Below are 12,719 nucleotides of genomic sequence, written 5' to 3' on the forward strand. Positions count from 1 at the left end.
CGAAAAATTTGCAAAAATTAAAGAAAATATGACCGCTTGTTGCTTTATTATCTAGCCGTTCTATATCTTAACGTAATAAAGATAAACCATAAAATAGCAATAAAAGCTAAGCCACCGCCGACAAATCCTATGTTAGGCAACCCTAGCTGATTGATAGTAATTCCACCCAGCAACGCTCCTGCCCCAATGCCTAAATTATAAGTTCCGGAAAAGATCGCAGCCGCAACATCTGTGGCATCAGGGGCAAGTTCAAGCACTTTCATTTGTAGTGCAATACTCATCCCTGTAATACCAATGCCCCATACAAATGCTAATGCGAACATTGCCATCGTAGAACCGCTTAGTAGTAATAAACTTAACTGGCTTAGCATAATAATGCCAATGCCACCTAAAATAAATTTATTCGGGGCTTTACCGTACAGTTTGCCAAATAAGAAACTGGCTGTAATACCCGCTAAGCCAAAGACTAATAAAATCAATGTGGTCGTTTTCGGGCTAATAGCACTGATTTGAACCATAAATGGCTCAATATAGCTGTAAGCCGTAAAATGCCCTGAAACAATCAGTATGACGAGTAAGAAAATGCCTACCAGAAATGGACGTTTAAATAAAATCGGCAAACTTTTCATTGAGCCTGCATTTTTACTTGGTAAATAAGGCAACAATCGCCAGAGCATTATTACTACAATAAAAGCAATAACGCCAATAATGCTAAAAGTTGCTCGCCAGCCTAATGCTTGCCCAATCATTCGCCCAAGAGGTAAACCTAAAATCATCGCTAGTGGACTTCCTAGTGCCAGCATACCGAGTGCTTGTCTTTTTTTGTCTTTCGGGGCAACACGAATAACCAATGAGGCGGTAATCGACCAAAAAATGGCGTGAGACACTGCAATAATGATACGAGAAATTAATAACACCCAGAAATTCCACGCAATAACCGACAAAATATGGCTAAGAGTAAAGAGGATAAAAAGCAGGATAAGTAATTTTTTTCTTTCCATCTTTGCTGTCAGCAACATCAATGGCAACGATAATCCAAATACCACCCAAGCATATACCGTAATCATAATACCTGTGCTAGAGGTTTCCATTTGAAAACTCGCAGCGATATCTGACAGTAAGGCAATAGGAATAAATTCTGTTGTAATAACAATAAATGCCGCAAAGGCAAGGCTAAATACTCTTAGGAAAGACAATTTCCGCTGAGCTTTTCGAGCACGTTTCATATAAAAATCCGAGAAAAGTAAAAACCCAAAAGCCGAAAGAGCTTTTGGGTATATGAACAATAAGAATCGCTTTCTAAGTTTTACTTAGCGAAACCTTTTAAGCCCACCACGTGAACATACTCTTGGTTATTAGCGATCTTACGTACTAATTTATAAGTTGTACCACGTTCAGGACTGATGTTTTCAGGAGCGGCAATTAAGAGCTGCATATCCAAACGCTCACACAATTCAAAGAGTGTATTGATTGAAGTCGCATCTAAACGAGCCGCCTCATCTAAGAAGAGCAAGCGAGCCGGCAGAATATCTTTCGCACGCATACGGCGAGCTTCTTCTTCCCAACTTTGTACTACCATTAAGAGAATTGACATACCCGTACCAATTGCTTCCCCTGTTGATAATGCACTACTTTCTGCACGCATCCAGCCGTCTGCCCCACGGAAGGTTTCCACTTCTAAATCTAAGTAGTTGCGGTAATCCAATAACTCTTCACCTATAGTTTGCGGCGTACGTTGCCCCATCTCAATATGTGGGTTTACACGTTTATAGAGCATTGCTAATGCTTCAGAGAAACTGAGTTTTTGGCTGTCGAATAAATCTTTATGTTCATCACGATCATTCGATAACGCATTGAGTAAAATAGCGTGCGTATCACGAATATTTACTACTAAACGCACCCCTTTCACCTGACCGAAAGCAATATTTTGTAAGCCTTGGTTGAGTTGGAGAATACGTTGCTGCTCACGCTGAATCGTTTTGCGTAAGATGTTTGCCACACTTTCCGCACTAATCGCCAATTTTTTCTCACGGCTGGTTAATTCATTGGTTAAGCGAGATAACTCAATTTCCATCTGCTCAATCGCATCAATCGGGTCGTCTGTTTTGATAATATCCTGACGAATACGCTCACGTAGATGTTGATAAACCGCAATAAAGAATGCCACTTTGTTTTCCGGCTTACGGCTATCTTCCGATGCTCGCAGGCTGTCACGCAAGTATTCATTATCCGCCACCGCTGTACGCAATGCACCTAAGGCTTTATCCGAAATAGAACGTAACTCTTCCGCTGATTGATAAGCTAATTCACGGCGGTTGAGGCGTTTTTCCACATCGCTGTTGCGAGATAAACGCTGAACAATACACCAACTTGCTTTCGCCTGTACCACTAATTCACGTTGTGCTTTATAGTCACGCTCGGCTTTGCGTAAAGTACGGTTGAGGTTGTCCATTTCCGCCTCAATCACAGCGATTTGTTTATCCAAATATCCTTTGCGGGAACGTTGTTGGCTTAGGCGTTGTTGCAATTCATCACGGCGAGATCTTGCACGCTCTTCCGCTCCACTATCACCACGCACGCCTAAATCGTCAATTTCACGAATCAGCTCTTGCAACATCTGGTTTTTCGCATCGTAAGAGCTACGCAAGCCGGTAAGAACTTGGTTGTATTGCGATAACTGAGCCTGAGCTTGGCGTAGCTGATCACGAGCCTGTTCACGTTCACGTTGAGCATTTTCCAAACGTTGGCGAAGTTGCTCAGTTAATGCAGAGCCTTCTGTGCCAACCGTTTCTTCATAACTAAAGTGTAAACGGCGATTCATCACATCCGCTAAGCTAAACACTTTTTGTTGTAACACTTTTTGCTCTGCAATCGAACGGCTGTAATCTGCCTCAAGTTGCTCAAATAGAGCCGGATCGCTCTTAAGGGCAGCGGCAATTGGCTCTAATTGGGTTAAAGCAGAACCGAATTGGCGAATAAAGATCTCATCTTCTTCTGCTGTTTCTAGCTGTTCACGACAAGCTTCCGCTCTTTCAGTTAGAGTTTCGTCCGCTAACAGTGATGCAAGCGGTAGAATTTTATTTAAAATTTGCAACTGCGCTTTTACGCTCTCTAGCTGATGACGAAGTTGCTGTTCGTTCCCGCTGGATTGTGCCAATTCACGTTCAATTTCCGCACGCTCGGCAGCAATCTCTTGCATTACCATTTCCGGATTCTCTTGGAACGCTAAATTCAAATGTGTGCCGACAAATTGGCTCAAATGTTGATGCAAACGTTGGCATTTTTGCACATCAAAAGCACGCTCTGCGTGTTTTTCGGCAATCGCATCACGCTCAGCTTTTAAGGTTTCTAAATGTTTTTCACGAGCAGCTCGGCCGAATAACGGTACTTCAGGGAATTTCGAGTAACGCCATTGACGCTCTGAAACTTTAACCACAACCCCTTCGCTTAACTCTTCGGCACTGAATACCGCATCGTCAAAGGCAGATGGGTCGCCTTCAATTAAATAGAGATCGCTCGGGCAATCATCTAATTTATCTAATTGGGCTTTTACCGCCTCTAAATCACGCACCACAATAGCGTGGCGAGCCTCGCCATATAAGGCGGAGAAATAAGGTGCATCTTCAATCGACACATCATCGTATAATTCAGACAGCAATACGCCGCCAAAACGCTCGGCTAATTGGTTTAAGCGAGCATCTTCCGAGCCGTCCGGTTGGCTTAAACGGGTAATTTTTGCCTCTAAACGCTGCTCTTTACGGGCGAGTTCATCACGCTCAAGGGTTGCCTCACGCTCTTTGCTCAGCATATTTTGCATAAACTGCATTACCGCTTGGCTAGCATCAAATTTCTCGCCGCATTGTTCTTCCAAACGAGCCAATGCCGATTGTGCGGTGTGCCACGCCGGCGCATTTTTCGCTAATTGCTGATATTGTTGATTCAGTTGCTCACGTTGTTGGCGCTGGGTTGAACGCTGCTCAACGAAATCAGATAATTCCGCCTCTAAATCTTCTAAACGTGCTTGTTGCTCTTCAAAATATTGCTCAAGCTCTTCGCCTGAATCTAAAGAAAGTTGGGCTTTTTGATTAAATTCCGCCAACAAACGTTCGGCATTTTGTTGTTGATGTAAGCGATGCTCTAATTCATTGAGTTTTTGGCGTAATGCCACCGCTTGTTGAGCTTGCATTTTTTGTTCAGGGAAAGCAGAAAGTAACGAACGAGCCTCTTCCCACGCTTGAGAGCGGTCAATTTCCCCTGAAATTTTGCAAACTAGCTCGTAGGCTTTCTCAAACTGCGTTTTCGCCATATCCGATACGGCTAAACGCTGTTCAAGATCGAATACTTTATCGGTCAGATCCTCTGCTTGAGCTTCAAATTCGGCGTGATAATCTTCAATGTTATTCAAGTCTAAATTTGCCAAGCCGGTTAATTGTTTCGCTTTTTCTAACGCATTAATCGCTTGTTGATACTGTAAGGCTCGGGTTTGTTGAGCATCTAAGGCTTGTTGGTAATCCGCCATTTGCGAGCGAAGTTCTTCAACGTGATCGTCTGCCTGATCAGCTCTCACTTGGGCGTTTTCCGCCACTTCCGCAATTTCTTCCAACGCTTCTTGCTGTTCTTCAAGCTTGATATTCAGCTCTTCCACTTCATCTTGATAGCGTTCGATTTTTTCTTGATGGCGTAGTGCGTTCATCACTAAATTAAGATGATCGTTCGCACTATTATATTCCGCCTCTAACGCATTTTCGGTTTCGGCAATATCAGCGGTTTCACGGCTAAATTCCACAAAACGTTGCTGCTCAAGCAAAATTTTTGATTTTGCTGCATACCACTCTTTGCGTTGCTCTAACGCTTGTAACACATTGCCACGGCGTTCGTTGGCATTACGCATATAATCTGCCGATACATAATTGGTCGATTCGGTAATCAAGCGTTTGAACATATCACGATCAGACTGGGTAACTTTGATCGCCTCTAACGTCATACGATTTTCACGCAATGCCGATTCCATATCTTGGAACGCTTGGCGAACGCCTGTATTTTCCGGTAATAAGTAATCACGCAGCGATTTGGTAATCACGCTGGAAATACCGCCGTAAAGTGATGCTTCGATTAATTTGTAGAATTTGCTACGGTCAGCAGCTGAACGTAAGCGTTTTGGAATCACGCCCAAGTCGAACATAAAGCTGTGGTAATCGGTAATGGAATGATATTGCTTAAATTGAACCTCTGTGCCTTCAAATTTATCTTTTAATTCATTTAACGGCAGCACACGGGCTTTTTCGCCCAGTTGTTCGGTTAAAAGGCTGATAATGCTTTGATCTGCTGGAATGTTTTGCACCGAGAACGAGCGGATATCCACTTTTTTATCACGCCCTACAATTTGCTGTAAACGCACACCGGTAATGATTCGCTGGCCACGAGAGTTAAGCGATTCCAACACGGCATAACAGACACCGGCTTTTAATTTACCGTATAAACCTTTATCACGAGAACCGGAAGTCGAGCCGGCTTCGGTGGTATTACGGAAGTTAAGCAAAGTTAAATCCGGAATTAACGCCGTCACAAAACCCGCCATTGTGGTGGATTTACCCGCACCGTTACCGCCCGAAAGCGTAGTAACTAATTCGTCTAAATCAAAAGTACGGGCAAAAAAACCGTTCCAGTTGATTAAGGTTAAAGATTGGAATTTTCCTCGTTTCACCCCTTCGTGGCGAGGCATAACAGGTGCAAGAGTAGCTGCTTGTTCCATTGGGTTTTCGTCTAATAATTCAATGTTTTCCATTCTTGATTATTCCTCATCAGCCACTTCTGTATCATCTAAACCATTTGCAAGATTTTCATCTAATTCAACCGCTTGTTCAGCTAAAAGTGAAGGCGTTGTAGCCTCACCATCACGAATTAAGCGTAATTGTGCCTCGCGTGGATCATCGCCGGTACGCACATCTGCACCAAAGCGGAACACTGCTTCTGCAATCACAAATTTTTTGCTGTTTTGCTCGCCAATGCGGGTAATGATGCCGATGCGAGATAAACGGCGTAATGCACCACCGACTTTTTCCGCTAATTTAGTACGGTCTAAATCTGAACCGGTTGAACGTGGGTTCACCGCTTTTAATAATTTGCTTTCATCGGCTAAATTCAGTAATTCTTCATACACATCGTCGTAACTGAAAATACCTTGCTGAGCCAAGCGTTCCGGGCTTAAATAGAGATAGCATAACACTTTACCGACCAACATTTCCATTTCAGACATTGCCGCACGGTTAATGAGCGTTGATGCCTTCGGACGTAAATAGAAAAAGCCTTCCGGTGCACGAATTAATTCCACGTGGTAACGGCGGTAAAACTCTTCCAGCTCTGTTTGGAAATCCATCAAAAATGCGTGTTCATCAAGGGATTCGGTGTTGATGTGACGACCGGCACGCAGTTGGCTGTCAAGCTGTGGGAAAATTGGGTTGGCAATCGCCACCGCCAATTTCGGGGAAATAACGTCTTGGATATTGTCTGTCATTTTGTGTTCTCTTTGCTAAATTTTCTCTAAAAACGACCGCTTGTTACTGATTGTATTGGGCTATTTGTTATATTGATCGATCACATTTGCCTGCACTTCGGCACCGCGTTCATTAATGGCTTGCCATTGCGGATAAATTGCTTGGTTGTCTTGGCTTGCCATACCCAATTTCACGGCTTGATCCACAATAATTCTTGCCACATCAAAATGGCGGGATTCCGGGAACATCGCTAACTGATCACGCAAAATTGCCCCTAAATCAATCGGCTTGCCTTCCGCACGATAAGGTGCAAGATGAGCTTGCATTGTCGCAATAATTTGTTCTTGCACATCAGACAGCGATTCATATTCCAATTCACTTGGCAACTCGCCGACAGATTCAGCTTCATTCAACATTGCTTCATCATCACGCAGATCTAATAAAGACTCTGCTTTTGCAATGTAAAGCAGCCAAGGGGCATTATAGTAATCTTGAATAGATTGGCGTAAACGCTGACCGAACACACGGTTTTTGTCCATATCAATGGCGGTACGGATAAATTTATGCACGTGGCGGTCGTAGCCGATCCAAAGATCAATCGCCTGTTGCCCCCAACTGATAATGCGGTCAAGCTTATTTTGCAGATTCACGATCAGCTGGTCGATAAAATCTAAATCATCACGGGCAATTAAACAGCTTTGAATACGCAATAATTGGGCTTGTAATTTATCGCCAGCAGCATTTAACGTATCTTGCAATTCACGTAAATTGCCCGACGTTTCATCTAACAACTGCTCACAGCTCATAATCGCCTCGTGCCAGTTTTGACGTAACAATTCCGCAATTCGCTCACGAATTTGGTGTTGGTTTTCATCCATAATGCGTTGGGAAAGATCGATACTGTCAAAAATTTCCGCCACCGAATATTTCAACGGAGCAAACACATTATTCCGCCAAAAGCGTTCATCTTTGGCTTCTGCCGTCCCCTCTTCTGCGGCAACCGAGGCACGTTGGATTTCATCCGCCACAATCGAAAGTTGAATGGAAAGACGTAAATTGGAAAATTCACGCTGACGAACGTAATAATCAGAAATCCCCACCCCAAGTGGTGTTACCCGATAAATCGCCAATCCTTCAGTAAATTCGCTGGTAAAACGGTTTAATAAACGCTGTCTTACCAAGTCGTTAATCGCATTATTGGCACGTTGGGTAAAGGTGGAATCCGACTGCTCAAACGCATTAGATACATAGCGGAAAAGATCGATAAGATCACTTTCTAATAATTCACCATCGGTCTGTTCTTGATTGTAAATAGAAATCGCAAGTAAGAAAGCGAGGCGGTCGGAAGAGAGTGAAAGAGAAAATTCACGATCCTTCGTCCACGAAATGAGTTCTGGAATAGTCTGTGCCAATTCGTTCTGCATACGGCTTAATCTGTTATTTGTTTATATAAAAATAGTAGTTATTGTAACTGAATGAAAGCAAAATGGGAATGTGTAAAATACAAGCCTTGGTTTTAGCTAGTTTTTTATAAACTACTGACTAACTGATGAATTTTAAACATTCTCTTATTTACTAATTATTATAGAATATTCAATTTTCTTTTATTACAGCGTAAAATTATCTATCGCTATTTTAAAGTATTTTAACCTCAAAACTATGTACAAAAACCTCTCTCTACTTTCGCCAAATACCTCCTTTGACTTTGAGCTAGCTGTCGGATTGACTCAATGCGAAAAAGGAAATTATCTTGATTCTGTTGTCAATAAACAAGGTATGAATGGCTATATGTTACAGCTGACAACTTTTGGTAGTGGCACAATTTATGACGGAAAAAATACGTTTAATGTGAGTCGAGGACAACTTCTTCTCTTTTCTCCAAATGTGATTCAAAATTACCAACGTCATTCTGAGTCCCTATATTGGCACTATAAATGGATCTATTTTTTACCAAATCCTAAATGGAATAAATGGTTAAATTGGTCTAATAAAGAAGCAGGAATTGGTCGGATAAAAATTAATGACAATCGATATTTCCAAGAAATCAGCCAGCTTTTCTCTAAAATTGATCTTGAATTAAAATCTAGCCATTTTTTTAAAGAAGATGTAGCAACTACTCTGTTGGAATATTTATTGATGAAATGTATTTCTGCAGAGAAAATTGAGGTTATACCTGTCATAGATCAACGTATTCTTAATGTTTGTGATTTAATCTTGTCTAATTTATCCCGGAATGACAGTGTAGAATACATAGCAGAAAAGGTATTTTTATCTCCTTCTCGACTATCTCACTTATTTAAAGCATCTCTAGGCATTAGTTTAGTTCAATGGAGAGAACTACAGCGTATTGCAGAATCAAAAAAACTATTATATTTCTCTAACGTTTCAATATTAAATATCGCTAAATCATTGGGCTATGAAGACCCGTTGTATTTTTCTAAAATCTTCAAAAAGCACACCGGATTATCCCCTTCTGAATTTAGAACTATCGAAAGACGTAAAGATAACGAAGTGTGATCTAGATCTCACTTCGCTTTTCGTAGCAGAATTTTCCATATCAATAACAAAAATTTACCTGTTCTCTCCTCCACTTAAAGCATAAGATTAAGACAGCTTTAATAGTGCTGTTTCTATTAAAGTAAAGATAACCTGCTATTGGAGCAGGTGTACAACGTAATGACTTCTTAATTTATGAGGGAAGAACAATGAAAAAACCAACATTAAAACACGCATTATTTTCCGGAATCTTAGCATTAAGCTGCTATAGTTCAGCTCTAGCGAATGATATGGTCAATATTTCTAAAATTGATGGTATGCCTTGGTTTAACCGTATGGCTGAAGGCGTCGTTCAAGCAGGTAAAGACAATAACATTAACGCCTACCAAGTTGGTCCGTCAAATACGGATGCTCCACAGCAAGTGAAATTAATTGAAGACTTAATTGCCAAAAAAGTGAGTGCAATCTCTATCGTTCCAAATGATGCAAATGCCTTAGAACCGGTGCTGAAAAAAGCAAAACAAAATGGCATTGTCGTTTTAACAAATGAATCTGTAGGTCAACCAAGTGCAGATTGGGATATTGAAATTATTGATAATGCTCAGTTTGCGGCAGATTATGTTGAAGAAGTTGCCAAAGCAATGGGCGGTAAAGGCGGATATGTGATTTATGTAGGTGGTTTAACCGTACCTCAACATAATTTATGGGCAGATTTATTTGTGAAATACCAAAAAGAATATTATCCAGATATGTTTGAAGTTACCAGTAGAATGCCGGTTGCAGAAAATATCAATGATGCTCGCCGTACAACGATTGACTTAGTAAAAGCTCACTCTGATTTAAAAGCAGTAGTATCTTTCGGTTCTCAAGGTCCTATTGGTGCAGGTTTAGCTGTCAAAGAAAAACGCTTGAAAAATAAATTGAATGTTTTCGGTATGATGATCCCATCTCAAGCTGCTAATTTAATTAAAAGTGGTGATATTACAATGGGAATCACTTATGACCCAGCTAATGCAGGTTATGCCCTTGCCGCTATTGCAGCAAAAGTGTTAAAAGGTGAAAAAATTGAAGACGGCTTAGAAATCCCTAATGTTGGTAAAGCTAAAGTGGATGCAGAGAAAAAATTACTCCAATTCCACAATGTACTTAAAGTGACTAAAGATAATATCGACAACTTATATTAATCTACGATAAATATGGGTTCTTTATGAACCCATATTTCTCTGAGGAGGCATTATGGCATTTATTTCCATGCAGAATATCAGTAAGACATTCCACGGTATAAAGGCATTAAATCAAGTAAACCTCTCTTTAGACTATGGAGAAGCTCTCTGCCTTGCCGGTCAAAACGGTTGTGGAAAATCCACGCTAATCAAAATCCTATCAGGTGTTTATCAACCTGATAAAGGAGCTAAAATCCAAATCGGTGCGACCACATATTCTAAATTAACTCCCCAAGAATCTATTGAAAAAGGGATTCAAGTTATCTATCAAGATCTGGCTCTATTTCCTAATTTAACAGTCGCAGAAAATATAGCGATAAATTTACACCGCAAGTTTAGCTGGGTAAGTCAGGAAGAGATTCAAAAGGTCGCTTTAAATGCGGTTCAGAGTATTAATGCTGATTTAGATCTTAATGCAGTTTTAGAAGATTTACCCATTGCACAGCAACAATTAGTTGCTATATGTCGTGCATTGGCACAAAACGCTCGCCTATTGATTATGGATGAGCCAACAGCATCTCTTACGGCGAAAGAAGTACAAGATCTGCTAAAAGTTGTACTAAAGTTAAAAAGTAAAGGCATTAGTATTATTTTTGTCAGTCATAAATTACAAGAAGTAATGAGTGTCTCTGATACCGTTTTAGTACTTAAAAATGGCAATATAGTTGGTCAATATCCTATCAGTGAAATGGATGAGAAACGTTTAGGATTCTTAATGACCGGATTAGAAATCGAATACAAGCGGTTAGATTTGCCCGATTTTTCGCAAAGAAAAACAGTACTAGAAGTACGTAACTTAACATTACCTCGTCAATATGAAAATATAAATTTTGCATTACGAGAAGGGGAAATTATTGCTTTAACCGGTTTACTGGGTTCAGGACGTACGGAATTATGCCTTAGCTTATTCGGGATTACTCAGCCTAAATCCGGCGAAATATTATTAAATGGAAAAAAAGTCATTTTTAAAACAAATCGTGATGCTATCAAAAATGGGATTGCTTATGTGTCAGAAGATAGAATGACAACCGGATTAATTATGGCAGAGTCCATTCATCACAATATCATATCTACTATTTTTCATAAGATCTGTGGTGGACTTAATATTATTAAATCTTCAACGGCGTATCAACATAGTCAAGAGCTCATTGACTCACTAAAAATTAAAGTAGCTGATTCAGATTTGCCAGTAAATACCCTTTCAGGGGGTAATGCTCAACGGGTTTCCATTGCTAAATGGTTAGCGATTGATCCTAAAATTATTATTTTAGATGCCCCAACTATTGGCGTAGATATTGCTAATAAAGAAGGTATATTCAATATCATTAAATCATTAGCACAGAAAGGTATTGCAGTTATTTTTGTTACCGATGAAGTAGAAGAGGCATATTACAACAGTCATAGGGTTCTTGTAATGAAAAAAGGCAAGATATTGGACGAAATTCTACCTATTAATGCAACAGAAAAATTGATTGCGGAGGTCATCTATGAAAATCACTAATAATTATATCCTTTCTGCAACTATATTCGCTTTAGTCGTTTTGCTTACACTTTTTACCAATGACTTTGCGACCATAGAAAACATCTATGATGTGGTCAATAATTACTCAATGCTAATGATTTTAGCTTGTGGGTTATTTGTTGTCCTTATTTCAGGAGGTATTGATATTTCTTTTCCTGCCATAACTATTATTTCGCAATATGTTATGGTAACAATAATAGGAAAATATGATATTGGCTTTTTAGGTGTGTTCGCTATCTCATCTTTCATTGGGATTCTGTTAGGTTTTGTTAATGCCCTGTTTGTTAATAAGCTGAGTGTACCTTCCATTATTATTACAATTTCAACATTGAATATCTTTTATGGGGGGCTACTCTATTTCACGAAAGGAGTATGGTTATACGACTATCCTGAATGGTTTATACAAGAACGCCTATTTTTCAAACAAACCTCTCAAGATGGATTTGAGTTCGGTATCTCATTCCAAGCAATTATGGCTATTTCATCTGTATTATTGACGTGGTTAATTACCCGTAAATTAACTATCGGTAGAAAAATTTATGCACTTGGTGGGAATCAAGATGCTACATCTCGAATTGGGTTTAATATTCTATCTCTGCATTTATTTGCTTATGGTTATATGGGGTTTATGGCTGGAATAGCAGGAGTTGTACAATCTTATACCGTACAATCCGTTGCTCCTGATTCGCTACTCGGTTATGAGTTAACCGTACTTGCAGCTGTCGTTTTAGGTGGAGCTAGCTTATCTGGAGGTAAAGGAACATTATTAGGAACAGTTATGGGAGTAATGCTGCTAGCAATCATTCAAAATGGCTTAAATTTAATGAATGTTTCTTCTTATTGGCAAACAATCATTACCGGTATCATTATTATATTAAGTATTAGTGCTACTGCATTAGGGCAATTTAAAAAACAAGGAGTATAACGATGAAAAGAAAAATTGATCATACTATTTTTTATCTATTGGCTCTTTTTGCTATTGCT

General features: G+C 40.0%; 8 protein-coding genes. 4 read left to right on the top strand and 4 right to left on the bottom strand.

All coding sequences use genetic code 11. From position 1 onward, the window contains the following. Positions 1-47: 47 nt before the first annotated feature. From V6W77_RS05435 to mukF, 4 genes are all read right to left on the bottom strand, one after another. On the bottom strand, positions 48-1,226 hold the full coding sequence (locus tag V6W77_RS05435) for a sugar transporter (RefSeq protein ID WP_334254024.1): 1,179 nt from the start codon (positions 1,224-1,226) through the stop codon (positions 48-50). 80 nt (positions 1,227-1,306) lie between these two features. Then, on the bottom strand, positions 1,307-5,752 hold the full coding sequence (gene mukB, locus V6W77_RS05440; RefSeq protein WP_334254160.1) for a chromosome partition protein MukB: 4,446 nt from the start codon (positions 5,750-5,752) through the stop codon (positions 1,307-1,309). 39 nt (positions 5,753-5,791) lie between these two features. Beyond that, the gene (gene mukE, locus V6W77_RS05445; protein WP_334237606.1) at positions 5,792-6,514 is read right to left on the bottom strand and encodes a chromosome partition protein MukE; all 723 of its coding nucleotides are present in this window, start codon (positions 6,512-6,514) and stop codon (positions 5,792-5,794) included. A 60-nt stretch (positions 6,515-6,574) separates the two neighbouring features. Next, complete coding sequence (gene mukF, locus V6W77_RS05450) at positions 6,575-7,918, bottom strand: chromosome partition protein MukF (protein ID WP_334254025.1); 1,344 nt, start codon at positions 7,916-7,918, stop codon at positions 6,575-6,577. A 235-nt stretch (positions 7,919-8,153) separates the two neighbouring features. Between mukF and araC the strand changes: the two genes are divergently transcribed. The 4 genes from araC (at position 8,154) to V6W77_RS05470 (ending at position 12,660) form a co-directional block, all read left to right on the top strand. Further along, positions 8,154-9,011 (top strand): arabinose operon transcriptional regulator AraC, encoded by an 858-nt coding sequence (araC, locus tag V6W77_RS05455; protein ID WP_334254026.1) that lies wholly within the window; start codon positions 8,154-8,156, stop codon positions 9,009-9,011. A gap of 188 nt (positions 9,012-9,199) precedes the next feature. Continuing rightward, complete coding sequence (locus tag V6W77_RS05460) at positions 9,200-10,174, top strand: substrate-binding domain-containing protein (protein WP_334254027.1); 975 nt, start codon at positions 9,200-9,202, stop codon at positions 10,172-10,174. A 52-nt stretch (positions 10,175-10,226) separates the two neighbouring features. Further along, positions 10,227-11,714, top strand: a complete 1,488-nt coding sequence (locus V6W77_RS05465) for a sugar ABC transporter ATP-binding protein (protein ID WP_334254028.1) — start codon at positions 10,227-10,229, stop codon at positions 11,712-11,714. Further along, positions 11,701-12,660 carry an ABC transporter permease gene (locus V6W77_RS05470; protein ID WP_025236127.1) on the top strand — a complete coding sequence of 320 codons (960 nt, stop codon included), beginning with the start codon at positions 11,701-11,703 and terminating at the stop codon, positions 12,658-12,660. The genes V6W77_RS05465 and V6W77_RS05470 overlap by 14 nt, the downstream gene beginning before the upstream one ends. Positions 12,661-12,719: the final 59 nt, after the last annotated feature.

The organism is Mannheimia indoligenes, from assembly GCF_036880405.1.
Lineage (GTDB): Bacteria > Pseudomonadota > Gammaproteobacteria > Enterobacterales > Pasteurellaceae > Mannheimia > Mannheimia indoligenes.

Coding starts and splice junctions, on each gene's coding strand:
- V6W77_RS05435 (WP_334254024.1), bottom strand. CDS start 1,226: ATGAAACGTGCTCGAAAAGCTCAGCGGAAATTGTCTTTCCTAAGAGTA.
- mukB (WP_334254160.1), bottom strand. CDS start 5,752: ATGGAACAAGCAGCTACTCTTGCACCTGTTATGCCTCGCCACGAAGGG.
- mukE (WP_334237606.1), bottom strand. CDS start 6,514: ATGACAGACAATATCCAAGACGTTATTTCCCCGAAATTGGCGGTGGCG.
- mukF (WP_334254025.1), bottom strand. CDS start 7,918: ATGCAGAACGAATTGGCACAGACTATTCCAGAACTCATTTCGTGGACG.
- araC (WP_334254026.1), top strand. CDS start 8,154: ATGTACAAAAACCTCTCTCTACTTTCGCCAAATACCTCCTTTGACTTT.
- V6W77_RS05460 (WP_334254027.1), top strand. CDS start 9,200: ATGAAAAAACCAACATTAAAACACGCATTATTTTCCGGAATCTTAGCA.
- V6W77_RS05465 (WP_334254028.1), top strand. CDS start 10,227: ATGGCATTTATTTCCATGCAGAATATCAGTAAGACATTCCACGGTATA.
- V6W77_RS05470 (WP_025236127.1), top strand. CDS start 11,701: ATGAAAATCACTAATAATTATATCCTTTCTGCAACTATATTCGCTTTA.